General features: G+C 50.6%; 24 protein-coding genes. 10 read left to right on the top strand and 14 right to left on the bottom strand.

Annotated elements, in window-relative coordinates:
- Positions 1-4 precede the first annotated feature (4 nt).
- A complete protein-coding gene (gene slyB / locus GBAG_RS10485; protein WP_034495775.1) occupies positions 5-472 on the bottom strand; it encodes an outer membrane lipoprotein SlyB in 468 nt (155 codons plus the stop codon).
- 264 nt (positions 473-736) lie between these two features.
- On the opposite strand from slyB, the gene anmK reads away from it, so the two are divergent.
- The 5 genes from anmK to pdxY all read left to right on the top strand — a co-directional run bounded on the left by anmK (position 737) and on the right by pdxY (position 5,363).
- Entirely contained in the window at positions 737-1,858 is a 1,122-nt protein-coding gene (gene anmK / locus GBAG_RS10480; protein WP_034495774.1) for an anhydro-N-acetylmuramic acid kinase, read from the top strand.
- Positions 1,859-1,969: 111 nt separating this feature from the next.
- The gene (gene mliC / locus GBAG_RS10475) at positions 1,970-2,293 is read left to right on the top strand and encodes a C-type lysozyme inhibitor (RefSeq protein WP_051873692.1); all 324 of its coding nucleotides are present in this window, start codon (positions 1,970-1,972) and stop codon (positions 2,291-2,293) included.
- A gap of 57 nt (positions 2,294-2,350) precedes the next feature.
- Positions 2,351-3,007, top strand: coding sequence for a pyridoxamine 5'-phosphate oxidase (gene pdxH / locus GBAG_RS10470; protein ID WP_034495771.1), 657 nt, complete (start codon positions 2,351-2,353; stop codon positions 3,005-3,007).
- Between the two features lie 142 nt (positions 3,008-3,149).
- Positions 3,150-4,424: a tyrosine--tRNA ligase gene (gene tyrS / locus GBAG_RS10465; protein WP_034495770.1), complete on the top strand. Its 1,275-nt coding sequence runs from the start codon at positions 3,150-3,152 to the stop codon at positions 4,422-4,424.
- A 78-nt stretch (positions 4,425-4,502) separates the two neighbouring features.
- The gene (gene pdxY, locus GBAG_RS10460) at positions 4,503-5,363 is read left to right on the top strand and encodes a pyridoxal kinase PdxY (protein WP_034495768.1); all 861 of its coding nucleotides are present in this window, start codon (positions 4,503-4,505) and stop codon (positions 5,361-5,363) included.
- Positions 5,364-5,406: 43 nt separating this feature from the next.
- Here the strand turns inward: pdxY and gstA are convergent, their stop codons facing one another.
- From gstA to ydgT, 11 genes are all read right to left on the bottom strand, one after another.
- Entirely contained in the window at positions 5,407-6,009 is a 603-nt protein-coding gene (gene gstA, locus GBAG_RS10455; RefSeq protein WP_034495767.1) for a glutathione transferase GstA, read from the bottom strand.
- Between the two features lie 109 nt (positions 6,010-6,118).
- Positions 6,119-7,624, bottom strand: coding sequence for a dipeptide/tripeptide permease DtpA (dtpA, locus tag GBAG_RS10450; protein ID WP_034495765.1), 1,506 nt, complete (start codon positions 7,622-7,624; stop codon positions 6,119-6,121).
- A 617-nt stretch (positions 7,625-8,241) separates the two neighbouring features.
- Positions 8,242-8,877 (bottom strand): endonuclease III, encoded by a 636-nt coding sequence (nth, locus tag GBAG_RS10445; protein ID WP_034495764.1) that lies wholly within the window; start codon positions 8,875-8,877, stop codon positions 8,242-8,244.
- Positions 8,877-9,563, bottom strand: coding sequence for an electron transport complex subunit E (locus GBAG_RS10440; protein ID WP_034495763.1), 687 nt, complete (start codon positions 9,561-9,563; stop codon positions 8,877-8,879). Before GBAG_RS10440 ends, nth begins: the two co-directional genes overlap by 1 nt.
- Complete coding sequence (gene rsxG / locus GBAG_RS10435) at positions 9,560-10,186, bottom strand: electron transport complex subunit RsxG (protein ID WP_034495762.1); 627 nt, start codon at positions 10,184-10,186, stop codon at positions 9,560-9,562. The genes GBAG_RS10440 and rsxG overlap by 4 nt, the downstream gene beginning before the upstream one ends.
- Positions 10,187-10,195: 9 nt before the next feature.
- Entirely contained in the window at positions 10,196-11,245 is a 1,050-nt protein-coding gene (gene rsxD, locus GBAG_RS10430; protein WP_034495760.1) for an electron transport complex subunit RsxD, read from the bottom strand.
- Entirely contained in the window at positions 11,246-13,207 is a 1,962-nt protein-coding gene (gene rsxC / locus GBAG_RS10425; protein ID WP_034495759.1) for an electron transport complex subunit RsxC, read from the bottom strand. It lies immediately after the preceding gene.
- Positions 13,200-13,778: an electron transport complex subunit RsxB gene (gene rsxB, locus GBAG_RS10420; protein WP_034495758.1), complete on the bottom strand. Its 579-nt coding sequence runs from the start codon at positions 13,776-13,778 to the stop codon at positions 13,200-13,202. The genes rsxC and rsxB overlap by 8 nt, the downstream gene beginning before the upstream one ends.
- Positions 13,778-14,359 carry an electron transport complex subunit RsxA gene (rsxA, locus tag GBAG_RS10415; RefSeq protein ID WP_034455395.1) on the bottom strand — a complete coding sequence of 194 codons (582 nt, stop codon included), beginning with the start codon at positions 14,357-14,359 and terminating at the stop codon, positions 13,778-13,780. Before rsxA ends, rsxB begins: the two co-directional genes overlap by 1 nt.
- Positions 14,360-14,448: 89 nt before the next feature.
- Positions 14,449-14,901 (bottom strand): DUF2569 domain-containing protein, encoded by a 453-nt coding sequence (locus tag GBAG_RS10410; RefSeq protein ID WP_034495756.1) that lies wholly within the window; start codon positions 14,899-14,901, stop codon positions 14,449-14,451.
- Positions 14,902-14,995: 94 nt separating this feature from the next.
- Entirely contained in the window at positions 14,996-15,211 is a 216-nt protein-coding gene (gene ydgT / locus GBAG_RS10405; protein WP_034495755.1) for a transcription modulator YdgT, read from the bottom strand.
- A 280-nt stretch (positions 15,212-15,491) separates the two neighbouring features.
- On the opposite strand from ydgT, the gene GBAG_RS10400 reads away from it, so the two are divergent.
- Complete coding sequence (locus GBAG_RS10400) at positions 15,492-16,532, top strand: oxidoreductase (protein ID WP_034495753.1); 1,041 nt, start codon at positions 15,492-15,494, stop codon at positions 16,530-16,532.
- 51 nt (positions 16,533-16,583) lie between these two features.
- Here the strand turns inward: GBAG_RS10400 and speG are convergent, their stop codons facing one another.
- Positions 16,584-17,141 (bottom strand): spermidine N1-acetyltransferase, encoded by a 558-nt coding sequence (gene speG, locus GBAG_RS10395; protein WP_034495752.1) that lies wholly within the window; start codon positions 17,139-17,141, stop codon positions 16,584-16,586.
- 62 nt (positions 17,142-17,203) lie between these two features.
- Positions 17,204-17,551 (bottom strand): DUF1283 family protein, encoded by a 348-nt coding sequence (locus GBAG_RS10390; protein WP_034495751.1) that lies wholly within the window; start codon positions 17,549-17,551, stop codon positions 17,204-17,206.
- 103 nt (positions 17,552-17,654) lie between these two features.
- Here GBAG_RS10390 and GBAG_RS10385 point away from each other — a divergent pair, with 103 nt between their 5' ends.
- The 4 genes from GBAG_RS10385 (at position 17,655) to GBAG_RS10370 (ending at position 21,875) form a co-directional block, all read left to right on the top strand.
- Complete coding sequence (locus GBAG_RS10385) at positions 17,655-17,981, top strand: YnfA family protein (protein ID WP_034495750.1); 327 nt, start codon at positions 17,655-17,657, stop codon at positions 17,979-17,981.
- A 191-nt stretch (positions 17,982-18,172) separates the two neighbouring features.
- A complete protein-coding gene (gene rspA / locus GBAG_RS10380; RefSeq protein WP_034495747.1) occupies positions 18,173-19,387 on the top strand; it encodes a starvation-sensing protein RspA in 1,215 nt (404 codons plus the stop codon).
- 10 nt (positions 19,388-19,397) lie between these two features.
- The gene (locus tag GBAG_RS10375) at positions 19,398-20,411 is read left to right on the top strand and encodes a Zn-dependent oxidoreductase (RefSeq protein WP_034495746.1); all 1,014 of its coding nucleotides are present in this window, start codon (positions 19,398-19,400) and stop codon (positions 20,409-20,411) included.
- A gap of 63 nt (positions 20,412-20,474) precedes the next feature.
- Positions 20,475-21,875 (top strand): MFS transporter, encoded by a 1,401-nt coding sequence (locus GBAG_RS10370; protein ID WP_034495745.1) that lies wholly within the window; start codon positions 20,475-20,477, stop codon positions 21,873-21,875.
- Positions 21,876-22,007 lie beyond the last annotated feature (132 nt).

Raw genomic sequence — 22,007 nt, 5'->3', positions numbered from 1 at the left:
TTAATTAGTTCGGTGAAACAGTGGTCTGGCTGCCGTTACTAGCGATTCTCACACGTTGACCCGCAGAGAATTTAGTGTCGCCTTGTTTTTGTACGACCAGAATGGTGTTGCCGTCATCTTTACGAATTTCCAGCTCAACACCCTGAGTTTTGTTCATCGCACCCTGAACACTCTGACCTGCCACGCCACCTGCTACTGCACCCGCAGCTGTTGCCAGTGAACGACCGGTACCGCCGCCGACGGTGTTACCCAGGAAGCCACCCAGAACAGCCCCGCCAATCGCACCCATCACGTTTGAATCATTTCCTGCCTGAATCTGAACAGGGCGAGCAGAAACCAACGTACCGTACGTGACGCTCTGCACTTGTTTGGCATCAGAGGCGCTGTACACGTCGCCGGAAAGTGAACTGGTGTTGCTGCAACCAGCCAAAGTTAACCCAACTAATGTTACTGCCAGTACACGTGAAATCATTTTTTGACTCTCCTGAACACCTGAAACGCCCAACTGAGCATCCTTCATGGATAAATTATATGGTATTTAGGTGCTGAATTTAAAATTAGTTCAGATGCATTATGGCATTGATACTAAAAAACCTTAACTTAACCGTGCCTAAACCAGCGCAATATTCTTTGTGACACAGGCATTGTTGTTAAAAAGTATTAATGAATCATCGAATTGAGTGCTAATTTATGATGGAGTTTACCCCCTAAAATGGCGAATCTACAGGAGTAACAGATGAAATCAGGGCGTTATATCGGTGTGATGTCGGGCACCAGTCTGGACGGTATTGATGTCGTTCTGGCAGCGATTGATGAGCATCTTGTTGCGCAGCAGGCGAGTTACAGCCACCCGATTCCTTTAGATATCAAAAATGCCATTCTGGCAATCTGTCAGGGGCAGCAGTTAACGCTTTCTCAGCTTGGGCAGCTCGATAATCGCCTGGGGAAATTGTTCGCCGAAGCGGTGCAAACGTTGATGAATGAACAGGGGCTGACTTATACCGACATCACGGCTATCGGGTGCCACGGGCAAACCGTCTGGCATGAACCGCAAGGTGATGCGCCGCACACGATGCAAATTGGTGATAACAACCAAATTGTTGCGCGCACCGGTGTAACAGTCGTAGGGGATTTTCGCCGCCGCGATATGGCGCTTGGTGGACAAGGCGCGCCCCTGGTTCCGGCATTCCATCATGCTTTATTAGCCCATCCGACCGAACACCGCATGGTGCTCAACATCGGTGGGATTGCCAACCTTTCTTTGCTGATACCGGAACAACCCATTCGTGGGTTTGATACCGGCCCCGGAAATATGCTGATTGATGCATGGATCTGGCGTCAGCGCGGCAAGGCGTACGATAAAGACGCCGAATGGGCGAGCAGCGGTAAAGTTATCATTCCTCTATTGCAGCAAATGCTTAGTGACCCGTATTTTGCCATGCCTGCGCCTAAAAGCACCGGTCGCGAGTATTTCAACTATGGTTGGCTCGAGCGCCAGTTGGCTGCATTCCCAGGGCTTGCCGGGGAAGATGTTCAGGCCACACTCACGGAACTCACCGCGGTGACTATTTCCGAGCAGGTTTTATTAAGCGGTGGTTGTGAACGCCTGATGGTGTGCGGTGGCGGGAGCCGTAACCCGCTACTCATGGCGCGTTTAGGTGGTTTGCTGCCTGGAATCGAAGTGACAACCACTGATGATGCGGGCATTAGCGGCGATGACATGGAAGCACTGGCATTCGCCTGGCTTGCGTACCGCACTATGTCGGGCCTGCCGGGAAATCTGCCGTCCGTGACCGGTGCAACAGCCGCTAGCGTGATTGGTGCCATATTTCCCGCAAACCCGCTCCATCTTCCCTGAAGAATCGGAGTTAACTGAAATTCACAACAGCACTAAAACTCTAAACTGAAGTGATGGGGGACGCTAAGCTCCCCCTTTTATAAGAAATTATAAGAACTTCAGGACATGCAGATGAAAAAACTACTTATTGCCACTATTCCTTTCATGCTCGCCGGATGCAGCTATTACAACACCTTTGTTGAGCGTATGCAGACCGATACCCTGCAATATCAGTGCGACGAAAAACCCCTTACCGTTAAACTTAATAATCAGAAACAGATGGTCAACTTTGTCTACGACAACGAATACCTGTCGCTGACTCAGGGTCTGTCAGCCTCGGGCACGCGTTATACCGACGGGGTGTACGTGTTCTGGTCGAAAGGCGATACCGCCACGGTTTATCGTAAAGACACGGTGGTGTTAGATAACTGCCAGTTACAAAATCCTAAGCGTTGAGATTTTTGAGGGTGGAGCGCACAATAGCTCCACCTGACAATTGCCTGACGTAAAGCCATGTCTGATAACGACTCTTTGCAACAAATTGCGCATTTGCGCCGCGAATACACCAAAGGTGGGTTGCGCCGCACTGATCTTACCGAACAACCACTGCCTTTGTTTGAGCGCTGGTTAGCTCAGGCATGTGATGCAAAACTTGCCGATCCTACCGCGATGGTAGTGGCAACCGTTGATGAAAACGGCCAGCCATATCAGCGCATTGTTTTGCTCAAACACTTCGATGAACGAGGGCTTGTGTTTTACACCAACCTTGGTTCACGCAAAGCCCATCACCTGGAAACGAATCCTCGAATCAGTCTGCACTTCCCGTGGCATATGCTCGATCGCCAGGTCATGGTGCAGGGAACGGCGGAACGCTTATCCACCATTGAAGTGCTGAAATATTTCCACAGCCGTCCGCGTGATAGCCAAATCGGCGCCTGGGTTTCAAAACAATCCAGCCGTATTTCCGCGCGCGGTATTCTGGAAAGTAAATTCCTCGAACTAAAACAAAAATTCCAGCAGGGCGAAATTCCACTGCCGAGTTTCTGGGGCGGATATCGCGTAACGATTGACCAAATGGAATTCTGGCAGGGCGGTGAACATCGCCTGCACGATCGTTTTTTATACCAGCGTGACGGCAGTGCCTGGAAAATAGACCGTCTGGCTCCGTAGCATCAGGAATTTGTTGTGTTAAGCGCTGGTACTCCACGTGCCAGCTCTCTATTATATGTCCCCTAAGAAATTAACTCCTTTCGCCACCAGGCGAAAAACCGTGTACCGGTAAAGGTGCAGTCGTATATAGATGGAGAATTTGATGGCGAGCATCAATTTGATAAAACAATTGCAAGAGCGGGGCTTAGTCGCCCAGGTAACGGATGAAGAAGCGTTAGCACAGCGACTGGCGCAAGGGCCAATTGCTCTGTATTGCGGCTTTGATCCTACCGCTGACAGCTTGCATTTGGGCCATCTGGTTCCACTGCTGTGCCTGAAACGCTTCCAGGAAGCGGGTCACAAACCGGTTGCGCTGGTGGGTGGTGCTACAGGCCTGATTGGCGATCCAAGTTTTAAAGCCTCCGAGCGCAAACTGAATACCGAAGATACCGTGCAAGAGTGGGTTGAAAAAATCCGCCGCCAGGTTGCACCATTCCTCGATTTTGACTGTGGCGAAAACTCAGCGGTTGCGGCGAATAACTACGACTGGTTTGGCGGAATGAATGTTCTGACCTTCCTGCGTGATATTGGTAAGCACTTCTCCGTAAACCAGATGATCAACAAAGAAGCGGTGAAGCAACGTCTGAACCGTGATGATGTGGGTATCTCCTTTACCGAGTTTTCCTACAATCTGCTGCAAGGTTACGACTTCGCCTGCCTGAACAAACTGCACGGCGTGGTTCTGCAAATTGGCGGTTCCGATCAGTGGGGTAACATCACCTCTGGTATCGACTTGACCCGCCGTCTGCACCAGCAGCAAGCGTTTGGTTTGACTGTGCCGCTAATCACCAAATCTGATGGCACCAAATTCGGTAAAACCGAAGGCGGCGCGGTATGGCTTGATCCGAAGAAAACCAGCCCGTACAAATTCTACCAATTCTGGATTAACACCGCAGACTCCGACGTTTATCGCTTCCTGAAGTTCTTCACCTTCATGAGCCTGGCAGAAATCGACGCGCTGGAAGAAGAAGACAAAAACAGTGGTGCGGCTCCGCGTGCGCAATATGTGCTGGCAGAGCAGGTGACTCGTCTGGTTCACGGTGAAGAAGGTCTGGAAGCGGCGAAACGTATTACCAGCAGCCTGTTTAACGGCAACCTGAGCGATTTGACCGAAGCTGACCTTGAACAACTGGCTCAGGACGGCGTGCCAATGGTTGAAATGGAACGCGGCGCTGATTTACAGCAAGCGTTGGTCGATTCTGAACTGCAACCCTCTCGTGGTCAGGCGCGTAAAACTATCGCGCAAAATGCTATCACCATTAACGGTGAGAAGCAGTCCGACCCGGAATATACCTTTGCTGATAGCGATATTCTGTTCAATCGCTACACCTTGCTGCGCCGGGGTAAGAAAAATTACTGCCTCGTTTGTTGGAAGTAATTAAGAAAGACCAGAAGGGCGTGGGAAACCACGCCCTTTATTTTTGCGATATATCCCCAGAGTAGCCCGAGTAGAGAAATGAAAAACATTCTTGCCATCCAGTCCCATGTGGTTTTTGGTCATGCAGGTAATAGTGCTGCCGAATTCCCGATGCGCCGCCTGGGCGCCAATGTGTGGTCGCTGAACACCGTTCAGTTCTCCAATCACACCCAATACGGAAAATGGACAGGCGACGTCATGCCTGCCAGCCATCTCAGTGAGATTGTGCAGGGAATTGCAGATATCGGTCAGTTGCAGCGTTGTGATGCGGTGCTGAGTGGTTATCTTGGCTCTGCGGAGCAGGGTGAACACATTCTTTCTATCGTGCGCAAAGTGAAAGAAGCGAATCCGCAGGCGAAGTATTTCTGTGATCCGGTTATGGGGCACCCTGAAAAGGGTTGTATCGTCGCACCTGGTGTAGCCGAATTCCATACGCGCTATGCGCTGCCTGCCAGCGATATTATTGCGCCAAACCTGATTGAGCTTGAAATTCTCAGCGGCCATGCAGTGAATACCGTTGAAGAAGCGGTTGCCACGGCGCGTGAACTCATCGCCAAAGGCCCGCAAATTGTCCTGGTGAAACATCTGGCACGTGCCGCTTATCAGCAAGATCGCTTTGAGATGTTGTTGGTGACAGCCGATGAAGCCTGGCATATTCACCGTCCGTTGGTGGACTTTGGTGAGCGCCAGCCAGTTGGTGTAGGCGATGTGACAAGTGGCCTGTTGCTGGTGAAGTTGTTGCAGGGAGCCACACTTCGCGAAGCGCTTGAGCACGTTACTGCTGCGGTTTATGACGTGATGGTCGTGACGAAGAAAATGGAAGAGTACGAACTCCAACTGGTTGCGGCGCAAGAAGGTATTGCGAAACCTGAGCATTATTTCACTGCGGTGAAACTGTAAAACATAAACGCCCTCAGTAGAGGGCGTTTTCACGTCAAGCAGATTAAATCCCTTCAGCTGTTAACGCCGCCGCCACTGCCGGACGCGCTTTCATACGCTCCATAAACGCGTCGATGTTGCTCAACCCTTCCAGATTGAGTTTCAATGCCTGCGCCCAGCGCAATACGGTAAACAGATACGCATCCGCCACGCTAAAACGCAGACCCATCAGCCACTGTTTGTCATTCAACTCTTCGTTGACGTATTTGAATTTTTTCTCAAGTGCGGCACGCGTAAGTGTTTTGAAATCGTCAGGCGTTGCTGGATTAAATAATGGCGAGAAGCCTTTGTGAAGCTCTGTCGCAATGTAGTTAAGCCACTCGAGCGTATGGTAGCGCGTCATGCTGCCTGCGGGAGCGAGCAACTGGCGGTCAGGCACTTTATCTGCGAGGAACTGCACAATCGCAACCCCTTCAGTCAGCAGCGAACCGTCATCAAGTACCAGTGCCGGAACCTGGCCTTTGGCATTCACTTCAAGATAATCGTCACCCGTTTCGGTTTTCTTTGCCGCTAAATCGACTTTGACGAGGGAGAAATCTACACCGGTTTCGCGCAGGATGATGTGGGGGGAGAGGGAACAGGCACCAGCTTTATAATACAGTTTCATTACTGAACTCCTATAGGGCGCTAAGATACCCTATGTTAGTGCGCAAACGGGCAAAAAAAAAGCCGTTAGCGAAAAGCTAACGGCTGAAAAAATCATGTTTCCCGCTACATTACGCGGTGGCTGTTTCCGTGGTGGTTTCAGCTTTTTCGTCACTCTGTGCCATACGGCTCAGTTTCGGTGCCGTAATCATCATCAGAACCGCGATAACAGCGGTAGCAATACCGATTTGCATGAATACGTGACCGTAAACTGCCAGTGACTGCAATGGATCTGTCACGTTTTCCGGTACAGCCATCAGGTTGGCAACTTTACCTGCAATGATTGCCGCACCAGCAGTCGTCAGGAACCAGCTACCCATGATGAAGCCCATCAGACGCTGTGGCACCAATTGTGCAACCATCGCCAGACCCAGACCAGAAATCATCAATTCGCCAATACTTTGCAGCGCATAGCTCAGGATCAACCAGCTTACTGAAACGATACCCGCATCGGATGCAAACTTAGCACCGACTGGCAGCACCAGGAACGCGAGGGAGCACAGAACCATACCGAATGCGAACTTGTGCGGCATTGGGATGCGGTCGCCCATTTTGTTATAGATTGCAGCCAGAATCGGGCTACCAATCATGATCCAGAATGGGTTCAGTGCCTGGAACTGCTCTGGTTCAAACGCGATACCCAGAATGGAGTGCTCAACGTTACGAATAGCAAAGAAGTTCAGAGAGGTTGGCATTTGGCTATACAGCACAAAGAACACGATCGCTTCAACCATCAGGATGAACGCAACAATCATCTTACGGCGCGCTGTGCCTTTCATGGCGAAGGTTTCTTTAGCAAAGATAACCACGATGCCCAGAGCGACTACGCCCAGAACCATACGTGCGATACCCTGGTTGTGCAGCAGCCAGGTTGCTGCGGTAACCAGCACCAGAACGCCGACAATAGTCGTGGCCAGTTTACCGAAGTGAACAGGCTGGAAGTCAGGTTTGGAACCGTGGTTCTTCACCCACTTCTTACAGAACATGAAGTTCACGAGGGTAATCAGCATACCCACGAAGCTCAGAGAGAACGCAACACTCCAGCCATACTTCGCTGCCAGCCATGGTGTAGCCAACATAGAGAAGAATGAACCGATGTTGATGGACATGTAGTACATGGTAAATGCACCGTCCAAACGCGGGTCGTCTTTTTCATAGCATGTAGAAAGCAGGGAAGACGGGTTAGCCTTGAACAGACCGTTACCCACAGCGATTGTCGCCATACCCATATAAACAACGGCAACATCGTGGCCGGAGTAAGCTACCAGCGCGTAACCGATAGCCAGAACGATTGTGCCGAGCACAATGACACGCTTGGTGCCGAGAACTTTATCGCCCAACCAACCACCAATAGCGACCATTCCGTAGACCAGCGCGCTGAAGGAAGAGAACAGGGTGATGGAGTCAGCTTCGGACATACCCAGCATTTTGACCAGGTAAACGGCCATGATGCCTTGCAGGCCGTAGTAGCCAAAACGCTCCCACAACTCGATAGAGAAAATCAGGTAGAACGATTTTGGTTGTTTGAAAGCGTTCAGACTTACGCTTTCTGTTGGTTTTTGGTTTGCAGTCGACACATATACCTCTTTTTTTTACATCCCACTTTAACAGGAGTTTTCTAAGCGTCATGCCGGGTGGGCATTCGCTTTTTTAGTTATAAGGAAGGGGAAACGGCGGGTAATGTTCACTATCCTGCGCAATCAGGCAAGAGGTTTGTAATAATCTGTTACATATATCCGAGGCGGAATAAAGCACCGAAAAGCAATTTGTTATTCAGCGTTAAATTTTATCAAAATGCGCTTTACCAATTTATTCTCTGCTGGAATATCAAAATTAAATCAATTTAGTTATATATTCTGCTCTAAAGGCGAATGTGTAGTGATATGGGCGGGGTGTAAAGATATGTGCAGGCTATTGTACTGCCTAAGTTGAGTATTCACTGGTGAATAAGAGGTTATTTGTTTCATTTTGATGACTTAAATTTAACATCAGGTTATCAGTGTGATCTGCGTCACATAGTTATGGAAAATTCTTATCGTAAAAAAATGATTAACCTGTTCGGGTAATTATTCACCGCAGGATGTAAACGAGGCGGCAATGATTTGCAGAACAAAGCAACTGAATATGGCGAATAGGAAGAGAGGAGGAATGGAGCATTGAACCGGCCTGCCACGAATGCCGCAGGCGGAAGAAATCAGATATCGACTTTCTCTTTGTATTCGCAAAGATCTTCGATGATACACGAGCCACAGCGCGGCTTACGGGCGATACAGGTATAACGACCGTGAAGGATAAGCCAGTGATGGCAATCGACTTTAAATTCTGCCGGAACCACTTTCAGCAGTTTTTCCTCTACCTGCTCAACATTTTTACCCGGCGCGAAGTTCGTGCGGTTACAAACGCGGAAGATATGGGTATCTACCGCGATGGTCGGCCAGCCAAACGCGGTATTAAGCACCACGTTTGCTGTTTTACGCCCTACGCCCGGTAACGCTTCCAGCGCGGCACGGTCTTCCGGGACTTCGCCATTATGCAATTCAATTAGCATCCGACAGGTCTTAATCACGTTCTCAGCCTTGCTGTTAAACAGGCCGATGGTTTTGATATACGACTTGATGCCATCCACGCCCATCTCCAACATCGCCTGCGGTGTATTTGCAACCGGATACAGTTTTGCCGTGGCTTTGTTGACGCTGACATCTGTCGCCTGCGCGGACAACAACACGGCTATCAGCAGCTCAAACGGCGAACTGAATTGCAGCTCTGTCGTAGGATGAGGATTGTTGTCACGCAGGCGCGTGAGGATCTCTAACCGTTTGCTCTTATTCATTACGCTTTCTCTGGATGTCCTTCCGTGGCGACAGCTTTCGCTGCGCGGCGCGTTTTCATTCTTTCATCAATAAGATATTTAACAGCAAGCATCAAACCCAAACCAATAAATGCCCCTGGCGGCAGCATGGCCAGCAGGAACGGCGTATCGGTATGGAACACTTCAATACGCAGCACTTTTGCCCAGTTGCCTAACAGCGCATCAGCCCCATCAAACAGCGTACCGTTGCCAATAATTTCACGCAGCGAGCCGAGAACAAACATCGCGCTGGTAGCCCCCATGCCGATGGCAAACCCATCGAGAGCGGCAAGCGGTACGCTACTTTTAGCGGCAAAAGCTTCGGCGCGGCCAATCACAATGCAGTTGGTCACAATCAGAGGAATAAAAATCCCCAGCGACTGATACAAACCGTAGGCGTAAGCATTGATCAACATCTGTACGGTACTGACCACCGACGCGATAATCATCACGTAAATCGGTATACGAATTTCAGCAGGAACCCAGCGTCGGAGTGCTGAAACCGCGCTGTTGGTTAGCACTAATACCAATGTGGTGGCAAGGCCAAGTCCCAGGGCGTTGGTGGCTGTGGATGTTACCGCCAGCAGCGGGCACAGGCCCAGTAACTGCACCAGCGCGGAGTTATTTTTCCATAGCCCCTGAACGACAATATCTTTTACTTCGCTCATGGTTGTGCTCCACAAACAGGTAAATTATCTACTTGAGAGGGTAATGTTTTTGCGAACAATCCCGCACGTTTAACCGCATTGACAACTGCGCGCGGGGTAATCGTCGCGCCGGTAAACTGATCAAACTGACCGCCGTCTTTCTTCACCGCCCAGCTCGGGTCATCATTACCCTGAATGGTTTTACCCGCAAAATGGGTAATCCAGTCGCTCAGGCGCGTTTCGATTTTGTCACCCAGGCCCGGTGTTTCATGGTGTTCGGTCACTCGTGAGCCCAATACTTTGCCGTTAAAATCCGCAGCGACCAGCAACTGAATAGCGCCAGAATAGCCATCGGGTGCAGTCGCTTCCATGACCACGGCTACCGGCTGCGAACCTTTACGCGCAACATAGATTTCGCGATCGCCTTTGCCTAATGGCGAATTGTTCACCACCACGCAACTGGCCTGAATATTGTTGTCGTAACTATCGGATGAAATCACCTGATCGAACAACACCTTCTGTTGAGCAACGGCTTGTTGTTCGATGGTGCCTTTGGTCAGCGCGTTAACGACTGCGGTAAGTCCTGTTGCCAGCGCGGCAAACAGCGCCAGAGTCACGCCATGTTTTTGCATTGTTTTCAGCATGACGAATCCTTAGCGATGCCCGTAAGCACGAGGGCGGGTGTAGTAATCAATCAACGGCACGGTGATGTTAGCCAGCAGAACAGCAAACGCGACGCCATCAGGATAACCGCCGTAGGTGCGAATCAGCCAGACCAGCAAACCGGCCAGCGCGCCGAAAATCAGACGCCCACGATTGGTTGTCGAGGCGGTAACGGGGTCGGTGAGAATAAAGAATGCACCCAGCATCGTTGCGCCAGAGAACAGATGGATCAGCGGTGATGCACATTTTTCCGGAGCAAACATCCAGCCCAGGGTGGAACACACCGCCAGCGCCAGAAGAAAACTGACCGGAATATGCCAGCGAATGGCACCTTTCACCAGTAAGAACAGCCCGCCTACAAGGAATGCGAGATTCACCCACTGCCAACCAATTCCCGCCAGCACGCCGGTATAAATCGGCTCTTGCAACAGGTCGGTGGCGGAATGCCCGGCGCGTAATCCGGTTTTAAACGTGTCGAGCGGGGTGGCTTGACTTATACCATCTATACCCATCCGCAACTGCGACATGGTATCGCCAGCCGCCGTCGTGCCAGAAAATATTACGTGCAGCGAGTCGGCAAAACCAGGTACCGTTGCGGCAAGCGTATGCGGTGGCAACCAGGATGTCATTTGCACCGGGAAGGCAATCAACAACACCACATAACCGACCATTGCCGGGTTAAACGGGTTGTGCCCCAGGCCGCCATATAATTGTTTCGCGATAATCACGGCGAACACCGTGCCGAGGATGACCATCCACCAAGGAGCAAACGGGGGAATACTGATGCCAAGTAACAGGCCGGTAAGCGCGGCAGAATTATCGCCCAGGATCCGTAGCGGCTGCTTACGCAGTTTGAGCACCAGCAGTTCAGCGGCGACAGCCGTCAAAATACCTAATGCGATTTGCACCAGACTGCCCCAGCCAAACCAGTACCACAGCATTGCCATTCCTGGCAAAGTGGCATAAGTCACCAGCAGCATAATTCGCGATGTGCTGCGTTGGTTATGGGTATAAGGGGAGCTTGCTATCTTAAAAACCATTTATTCCTCTGATGCCATTTGTTGCGCTGCTTTTCGTGCCTGGACACGAGCAATTGCCGCGGCAACGGCGGCTTTACGCGGATCTTGTTCTTCGGCAGGTGTTTCTTCAGATTGTTGTTCGGCCTTCGCGGCTTTACGGGCTTTCGCTCGGGCAATGGCGGCTTCGACCGCCGCTTTGCGCGGATCAACCGTTTCGGCTTTAGCCACTTCGACCGGGGCTGTTGCTGCTTCGTTTGCTTGTGCCGCTTTGCGTGCTTTCGCTCGGGCAATCGCTGCTTCGACCGCGGCTTTACGCGGATCAACAACACCGGTTTCTGCTGGAATTTCTTGCGCTTCTTTCTCAACCTGACGAGCGCGCGCCTGCGCTTTACGCGCTTCGCGGGCGGCAATCACTTGCTGGTTGTCCGGCAAGGTTCCGGCTTTGATAACAATCGGCTCATTGCCTTGCGCATTCTTGCTTTTCACCCGGGCGAGAGCGGCCTGAATGGCATCATTATCTTTAGCTGTAGGTTGAACGGCTGCTTGTTTATGGCGCTCAAGGCGAGCGGCTTTTTCGCGTTCGAGCCGCGCCTGGCGCGCTTCAAAGCGCTCTTTGGCTTCAGCGGTGCGTTTGGCTTCCAGCTCGATTTCACGTATCTCGGCTTTTTCCTGACGGAAATATTGCACCAGCGGAATATTGCTTGGGCAAACGTAGGCGCAAGCCCCGCATTCGATGCAATCTTTGAGATTATGGGCCTGCGCTTTATCGTGCTGTTGCCCACGGCTAAACCAGTAGAGTTGCTGTGGCAAAAGATCTGCCGGGCAGGAATCAGCGCAGGCGCTGCAACGAATGCAGCTCTGTTCTTCTTGTTGCTCACCCATTTCGAGAGTGGAAGGTGCCAGCAAACAGTTGGTAATTTTGACGACAGGAACATCCAGCCACGGCAGGCTAAAGCCCATTAACGGCCCGCCCATAATCACTTGCTGATCATGACCCGGACGGAATCCGGCAAAATCCAACAGATGGCGGACTGGCGTTCCCAGACGCGCCCAGACATTTCCCGGTTGCTGAACGGCACCGCCGGTTAACGTCACCACACGCTCGGTTAACGGTTCTCCATCCATAACGGCGCGTTTCACGGCAAAAGCGGTGCCGACGTTTTGCATCAGCACGCCAATATCAGACGAGCGGCCACCTTGTGGAACTTGTTTCCCGGTAAGAATTTGAGTGAGTTGCTTTGCGCCACCAGACGGATATTTGGTTGGGATCACCCGCAACTCGATACCGTGCGTATTGCAAAGCACCGCACGCATCATCGAAATGGCCTGCGGCTTGTTATCTTCAATGCCAATTAACACGCGCTTTGGCTGCAAAATATGCGTAAGAATACGTACGCCGTCGATGATTTGCGCCGCGCAATCCTGCATCAGGCGGTCATCGGCGGTAATGTAAGGCTCGCATTCCGCGGCATTGATGATCAGCGTGTCGATTTTATCGCCACCACCGAGCAATTTGTTTCCGGTCGGGAAGCCTGCTCCGCCCAGACCGGCAACACCAAATTGATGAATACGCGCAATTAATTCTTCACGGCTATGCGACGCATAATCATGCCAGCCGTCACGTTCAATCCAGGTATCTTCGCCATCGGCTTCAATAATCACACTCAGCTCAGCCAATGCAGAAGGATGGGCGGTCGAGTGGGGCGCAATGGCGGTGATGGTTCCGGAAGTGGGAGCATGAACGGGTAACATGCGACCACGCCCACGAGTCAAAGGTTGACCACGCAGCACATAATCGCCGGCTTTCACGCACAGTTCACCTTCAGCACCAATGTGCTGCTTCAACGGAATAACCAGCTTTTGTGGCAAAGGAACCTGGCGCAGCGGCGTGCCGTTTGACTGAGTTTTCATTTCTGGTGGATGAATGCCACCATCGAAATCCCAGATTTTGTCTTTTTTGAAACGGGTAAATAACTTAAGCATTTTGCTCCACCGGAATGAGTCTAACCGGGATGGTTTGCAGATCCCACTTCCAGCTTTCTGTGGTGGTTTCGACCGGGCGCAGCTCAATACAGCGAGTTGGGCATGGGTCGACACATAAATTGCATCCGGTGCAAAGGTCACTAATTACGGTATGCATGGCGCGAGTGGCACCGACAATGGCATCCACCGGGCAGGCCTGAATGCACTTGGTGCAGCCAATACAATTCGGTTCGTCGATAACGGCTAACATGCGAACGGGTTCCAATGCCTGAGCATCGCCTTCAATGGGCTGGGGATCCACGTTAAGTAAGGTCGCAATTTTGTGCATCACGGCTTCACCGCCAGGTGCGCACAAGTTGATTTTTGCACCCTGATTACCCACAGCTTCCGCATAAGGGCGGCAGCCTGGATAACCGCATTGCCCGCATTGACTCTGGGGTAACAGTTCGTCAATTTTATCGACAATCGGGTCTTCTTCGACGCGAAAACGACGCGAGGCATACCCGAGGATCAGCCCGAAGACCAGACCCAACAGACCCAGCGCAATAACAGCAATCCAAATCGTACTCATCAGAACTTCACCAACCCGCTAAAGCCCATAAAGGCCAGAGACATCAAACCGGCGGTAATAAGCGCGATGGCATTGCCACGAAATGGCGCGGGCACGTCGGCAACCGCTAAACGTTCGCGAATAGCCGCAAACAACACCATCACCAGCGAGAAACCCACGGCGGCAGAAAAACCATAAAGGGCTGATTGCAGGAAGTTATGGCCGAGATTGATGTTCAACAACGCGACGCCCAGCACCGCACAGTTAGTGGTGATTAGCGGTAAAAAGATACCCAGCAGGCGATAGAGCGCCGGGCTGGTTTTGCGCACCACCATTTCGGTAAATTGCACAACGACGGCAATAACCAGAATAAACGCCAGTGTGCGCAAATAGACGAGGTCAAGAGGAATAAGGATCAACTCGTTGACCAGCCACGCACAAATAGACGCCAGGGTGAGGACAAAAGTGGTCGCCAGCCCCATGCCGATGGCCGTTTCCAATTTTTTGGAAACTCCCATAAACGGACACAGGCCAAGAAACTTCACTAATACGAAGTTATTAACCAGTACCGTACCAACAAAGAGCAGCAAATAATCTGTCATGAATGAGACCTGAAACAAAAAAAGCCGCCTATTATCGTCTAACCGACCGATGACGACAACTGGGCGTTTATAGGGTTATTACGGCGAAACTACGGGTTGATAAATGTCTGCTTCACGCGTTGCGAACGCTTGAGGTACGGGACCAACAAAGCCGCAGCTAACAGCGGGAACATCAGCTGACGTAATGCCAGATCGTCACTCACTGGGGAAAACGCGAAGGCTTTAACCGCTAACAACACCGACAGCAATAACCAAAGAATATAATGACGGACCACATTCTTACGACGTTTAAAGAAGGCGATAGTCAACCACACGGTATAACCCCACATGGCAATTGCGCAGGCAATCGAGGTGTACCAAAACATCACCATTTTGGGGCCTTGCGCGCTCATAAGTCGATGGCTTTCTGGGGAGATGAGCATCATAAGATAAATGGCGAGGGCAATACTGCTGCTGAGTAAGGTCATCAGAAGCCAGGCGAGAGGGGCAAGAAGCCAGCCTGCAATGCGGGGTGATCGCCCAGGAAATTGCGTTGTCGTCATGTTACCTCCCGAAAAAGAATAAGACTTTCCTTATGAGATTCATAAGGCGGGAGGATTATAAGGTTTTTTTAACGCTTTGCTACCGCAAGCTGCGCTACAGCACATATCGCCAGACGGATTTTGGCACACAACCTAAATCAAACAGCCGTCCACCGGAAACCAATTCAGCCCGACGATGATCGGCAGCACGATACATATTCATCAATTCATTATTATCGGTCAGAGTGTAATTAAGATGGTCGAAGAGTTTTTCCAGGCTTTCGGATGAGCTGATTTTGCGAAATTTCATTAAATAATCTAGAGCGGTCATGAGAGGCGGTTATCCATACAAAAGAGAAAATAAGCGGTACGCGGTGATTCTGACTTGCATGAATAATAAACGGAAATACATGTTTTTATTGCAGGAGAAAGCGTGATATTGACTTTTTAGGAGTTTTCATCATCACATACGCCATCACCTGACCCTCCTGACACCCGCGAATTGTCTGGTGTTTGGTAAGTGTGCAACTAGCTCGCAACAATATAATTACCTGTTGTTACAATTACAGGGATGGTGTCAAATAGGTCGTCCAAAATTATGAGGAAAGCAAATGAGTGATAACATTCGTGTCGGATTAATCGGTTACGGTTACGCCAGTAAGACTTTTCATGCGCCATTAATTGTCGGTACACCAGGCATGGTTCTGGCCGGTGTTTCCAGCAGCGATGCCACGAAAGTTCATGCTGACTGGCCAAACATGCCGGTAGTCTCTGATCCTCATCATCTGTTTAATGATCCAAATATCGACTTAATCGTCATTCCCACCCCAAACGACACCCACTTCCCGCTGGCAAAAGCAGCGCTTGAAGCCGGTAAACATGTCGTTGTCGATAAACCCTTTACCGTGACGTTGTCACAAGCACGTGAACTGGATGCACTGGCGAAAAGCTGTGGCTTATTGCTTTCTGTCTTCCACAACCGCCGTTGGGACAGCGATTTCTTAACCGTGAAAGCGCTGCTGGCTGACGGTACGCTGGGTGAAGTGGCCTATTTTGAATCTCATTTTGACCGCTATCGTCCGCAGGTACGTAACCGCTGGCGCGAGCAGGCGGGCGTTGGGAGCGGGATTTGGTATGACTTAGGCCCACATCTTATTGACCAGGCGCTGAATCTTTTTGGACTGCCTGTCAGCCTGACGGTGGATTTAGGCCAACTGCGCCCAGGCGCTCAGGCGACGGACTACTTCCATGCGGTGCTGGCGTATCCGCAGCGTCGCGTTGTGCTGCACGGCACTTTGCTGGCGGCAGCAGAAACAGCACGCTACATCGTGCATGGCGCGCGTGGCAGTTACATCAAATATGGCCTCGACCCACAGGAAGATCGCCTGAAAGCGGGCGAGCGTTTACCGCAGGAAGACTGGGGTTACGATATGCGCGACGGCGTGTTAACGCTGGCGCAGGGCGAGGTGATGGCGGAGCAGACGTTGCTGACCGTGCCGGGTAATTATCCGGCTTACTACGCGGGGATTCGTGATGCACTCACGGGCCACGGTGAGAACCCGGTTCCTGCCGCGCAGGCCATTCAGGTAATGGAAATGATTGAGCTGGGCATGGAATCCGCGAAACATCGCGCGACACTGAACCTGGCGTAACCGCCGCCAGACCCTGGCACCACGCTCACTTTCAGGGGGCCAGGGTTTCGGTTACTGCGCAGTCGGTTTTAAAATATTGCCCGCAGTTTTGTGCCCCGCCAGATATTGATGCTGGAAAATGCACATCCGAATTGTGTTGCGATATTCTCCATTGATAAAGAACTCGTGGATTAACTCACCTTCCACCATAAAGCCGAGCTTCTTATAGATGTGCACGGCTTTTTCATTCTCTTTATCAACAATCAAATACAGCTTGTACAGATTGAGCACCATAAATCCGTAATCCATCGCAAGCTTTGCGGCACGTGATGCCAGGCCTTTGCCCTGATAATCAGGCGAGATGATTATCTGGAATTCGGCACGGCGATGAACATGGTTGATTTCGACCAGTTCCACCAGGCCTGCTTTTTCGCCATTACATTCGATGACAAAACGACGCTCGCTCTGATCGTGAATATGTTTGTCATAAAGATCCGACAGCTCGACAAATGCCTCGTAAGGCTCTTCAAACCAATAGCGCATCACGCTGGCATTGTTATCAAGCTGGTGAACGAAACGCAGATCTTCACGCTCAAGCGGGCGAAGTTTAATGGGGAGTTCCTGGCTCATTTGAATTCCTTTCAAAGACATAAGGCTTCTCTTAAGAAGCCTTATTGATTAACGTCGTGCAGTTACGGAGCGACAACGCGACCGGTGCGGCGGTCAAGGCAACGCAGGGTATTGGGTTCCCAATAAGCGTTGACGTTAGCGCTTTTCTGGCAATTGTCCTGGGCATCAAAAGCGACGTCGGTTTTGTCCCATTCTTTTTCGGCGCGTTTGTTAACTTTCTGGCGCAGAGAGCGTGTGTCATTCCATTGCTCTTTGTCCATCGCCGCATCTTGGCGAGTTTGCGCATTGTCACCCGACTCGATAATCAGTTTATTGGTCTGAGCATTCGCGGGTTGGACAAACGCAAACGCACTCAGCAATAATGCCAGCGGCATAGCCACCGACAGATATTTGCGAAGGATTGTGTTCATTGCGGTTTCCTTTAGAGTATTTTGCAGCTTATAAATATACCACGGTGCGCAATGCGTACCAGATGGTGCACATTTGACCTCATTATCCCAGACAACGTTCAATATGATCAAAACAACCTTGTTATTTTTTGCAACGGCTCTGGCCGAAATCATTGGCTGCTTTTTACCCTGGCTGTGGTTAAAGCGCGAAGGCTCTGCATTCCTGCTATTTCCGGCAGCATTATCACTGGCGATGTTCGTCTGGTTGTTGACGCTCCACCCGGCAGCCAGTGGGCGTGTGTATGCCGCTTACGGTGGCGTTTATGTCGTGACCGCGTTGTTATGGTTACGTGTGGTTGATGGCATCAAATTAAGTGCCTACGACTGGATAGGAGCATCTGTTGCCTTCTGCGGCATGTTGATTATCGTCGCTGGCTGGGGCCGGGCCTGATTAATTCCTCTTTTTTCTCTAAAATTCATTCACTTCCCTTAACTCCTCTGATGTAACCCCTTGCAAGAGTCACAAAATAATTGTGACTCAGTCCGTCAAAATTCGATCTACATACTTGTATGGTAGTATTTTGAGGGTTAATTTCACACTCATTGAACACCCATTATCTGATGTGTAGTAAGGGAACCTGAATGAAAATTGTAAAAGCAGAAGTGTTTGTGACGTGTCCTGGACGGAACTTTGTCACGCTGAAAATTACGACAGACGATGGGATCACCGGACTGGGCGATGCCACCTTAAATGGCCGCGAATTGTCGGTTGCGTCGTATCTGAAAGACCACGTTTGCCCGCAACTGGTGGGGCGTGATGCGCACCGTATCGAAGATATCTGGCAGTTCTTCTACAAAGGTGCTTACTGGCGCCGTGGGCCGGTGACGATGTCGGCGATTTCTGCGGTCGACGTCGCGTTGTGGGACATTAAAGCGAAAGCCGCCAACATGCCGCTGTATCAATTGTTGGGCGGAGCCTCCCGCGAAGGCGTGATGGTTTACTGCCACACCACCGGTCATTCCATTGATGATGTGCTGGAAGACTACGCCCGGCATAAAGAGCAGGGTTTTAAAGCGATACGTGTGCAGTGCGGCGTGCCGGGCATGAAAACCACCTACGGTATGGCAAAAGGCAAAGGGCTGGCGTACGAACCCGCAACCAAAGGTGACTGGCCCGAGGAGCAGTTATGGTCAACGGAAAAATATCTCGATTTCACCCCCAAATTATTCGAGGCCGTGCGCAATAAGTTTGGCTTCGACGAACATTTGCTACACGACATGCACCATCGTCTGACGCCAATCGAAGCCGCGCGTTTTGGTAAAAGCATCGAGGATCACCGCCTGTTCTGGATGGAAGACCCGACGCCTGCCGAAAACCAGGAATGCTTCCGTCTGATTCGCCAGCACACCGTAACCCCGATTGCCGTCGGCGAAGTCTTTAATAGCATCTGGGATTGCAAACAGCTTATCGAAGAGCAGCTAATCGACTATATCCGCACCACGATTACTCACGCGGGTGGCATCACCGGCATGCGCCGCATTGCGGATTTCGCCTCGTTATACCAGGTGCGAACCGGCTCACACGGCCCGTCCGACCTGTCTCCAGTTTGTATGGCCGCCGCGCTGCATTTTGACCTCTGGGTGCCGAACTTTGGCGTGCAAGAATACATGGGCTACTCCGAGCAAATGCTGGAAGTATTCCCGCATAACTGGACGTTTGATAATGGATTCATGCACCCCGGTGATAAACCCGGTATTGGCATTGAGTTCGATGAAAAACTGGCCGCGAAATACCCCTACGAACCTGCGTATCTGCCGGTGGCCCGCCTTGAAGATGGCACTTTGTGGAATTGGTAAGGAAGAAAATATGAAAAGCGTAACCATACAGCAGCCCGAAAAATTGGTAATTGAAGAACGTTCAGCCCCACAACCGCTACCGGGGGAAGTCAGAATACGGGTGACATGCGCTGGTATTTGTGGCTCTGATGTACACATTTATCGCGGTCATAATCCTTTTGCCAAATATCCTCGCGTTATTGGGCATGAGTTTTTCGGCCTCATTGATGCGGTCGGTGAAGGTGTTGAAAAATCACGCATCGGTGAACGTGTGGTCGGTGACCCGGTCGTCAGTTGCGGTCATTGTTATCCGTGCGCGGTAGGGCGGCCAAATGTATGTGCGGAACTTCAGGTCATTGGGGTGCATCGCGACGGTGGATTTAGTGAGTACGTCACGCTACCGGCGAAAAACGCGCACGTCGTGCCGGACTCTATTCCCGATAACGAAGCGACGATGGTTGAACCGTTTACCATTGCGGCAAATATATGCTCTCAGATGAAACCAGGCCCATTGGATACGGTGCTTATCTATGGTGCAGGGCCGATGGGGCTGACATCTATTCAGGTTTTACGCGGAGTATACGGCGTGAAAGAAATTATCGTCGCAGACCGCATTGACGAACGCCTCTCCATGGCGAAAGCAAACGGTGCCGATCGCGTGATTAACAACGCGAACAGTGATTTAAAAACCGAACTGGACGCGCTTGGAATTCGCCCGACGCTGATCATTGATGCCGCCTGCCACCCGTCAATTTTACCGGAAGCCATAAGCCTTGCATCACCTGCTGCACGTATCGGGATTATGGGGTTTTCATCAGAAGCGTGTGTCATTAGCCAGCAGGCGATTACCAGCAAAGAGTTAACTATTTTCAGCTCTCGTCTGAATAGCAACCGGTTCCCGCTGGTGATTAGCTGGATGACAGAGCGCAAAATTCAGCCAGAAAAACTGATCACTCATCAATTCCCTTATACGCAGGTGCTTGATGCAATGGAACTCTTCGAGAAAGACCAGAAGCAGTGTTGCAAGGTCTTATTGAAATTCTAAGTCACAACCTCTGTACCCTTATATTTGCTGTACCTACAACGACAAATAGCAGAGAACATAATAATGAATACAATAACTAAACTTGATAATACCCAACCTGAAAGAAGTACCAGTGATTTGGTTAAAGCCGCCGTTTCCGGTTGGTTAGGAACAGCGCTGGAATTTATGGATTTCCAGTTATATTCCCTCGGTGCCGCATTGGTATTCCATGAGATTTTTTTCCCGGAACAATCTGCTGCTATGGCTTTGATTCTGGCGATGGGAACCTACGGCGCAGGTTATATTGCGCGTATTGCCGGTGCCTTTTTCTTTGGCCGAATGGGTGACACCATTGGTCGTAAGAAAGTATTATTTATCACAATTACCATGATGGGAATTTGCACCACATTAATTGGTGTATTACCAACGTACGCGCAAATAGGTATTTTCGCCCCATTATTGCTGGTTCTACTACGTATTATTCAGGGCCTTGGCGCAGGTGCTGAAATATCCGGTGCCGGTACTATGTTGGCTGAATATGCGCCTAAAGGTAAGCGCGGTGTTATTTCTTCTCTGGTAGCTATGGGGACAAACTGTGGCACACTTTCCGCTACGGCGATCTGGGCGGTGATGTTCTTTGTGCTCTCGAAAGAAGAGTTGTTAGCTTGGGGCTGGCGTGTCCCGTTCCTCGCAAGTGTCGTCGTGATGATTTTTGCCATCTGGTTACGTCTGAACCTCAAAGAAAGCCCGGTATTTGAAAAAGTGAATGATGAAGCGCCAGCCACGGTTGGAAAGCAGCATGCTGCTGATAATACTCATTCGCTGGGGGCGATGTTCACCAGTAAATCATTTTGGTTAGCAACAGGATTACGTTTTGGGCAAGCCGGTAATTCGGGGCTAATTCAGACCTTCCTTGCGGGTTATTTAGTGCAAACCCTGCTATTTGAAAAAAGCGTGCCGACGGATGCGCTGATGATTAGCTCTGTCATTGGCTTCATCACTATTCCTTTCCTTGGCTGGCTCTCAGATAAAATAGGTCGTCGCATTCCATATATTATTGTCAGTATTTCATCGATTATTCTCGCATACCCGATGTTGTCGATGATTATGGATAAAAGTAATAGCGTGAATGTGATTATGGCCTCCATCATTATTATTCATAACGTGGCGGTACTCGGGTTATTTGCCCTGGAAAATATCACCATGGCGGAAATGTTCGGAGCGCGTAACCGTTTCACCCGCATGGCCATTTCTAAAGAAGCTGGTGGGCTAGTTGCAGTAGGCTTTGGCCCTGTGCTGGCGGGGATATTTGTCAACATGACTGATTCCTGGTGGCCAATTGTGGTGATGATGATTTCTTATTCGATTGTTGGGTTGCTGTCAGCGGTGCTAATGCCTGAGGTGAAAGACCGTGATTTGAGCTTGTTAGAGGATGCTGCGGAACCTGCGCAAGCTACACGAGTGGTAAAGGGATTGCATGTTTAAACTCTAAAGTGTGAGTTGTTATACACCTTTGATTTCGTGTCATACCAAATGCACAAAACTTTAATGCAAATCAATATGCAGACTACCATAGCAGGTAGTCTGTGGCGGTCCCCAAGTTACTACACAGCTACT

The organism is Buttiauxella agrestis ATCC 33320 (genome assembly GCF_000735355.1).
Classification (GTDB): Bacteria; Pseudomonadota; Gammaproteobacteria; order Enterobacterales; family Enterobacteriaceae; genus Buttiauxella; species Buttiauxella agrestis.
Note: the sequence above shows the minus strand (reverse complement) of the source record. Positions and strands in the feature narration are given on the sequence as shown.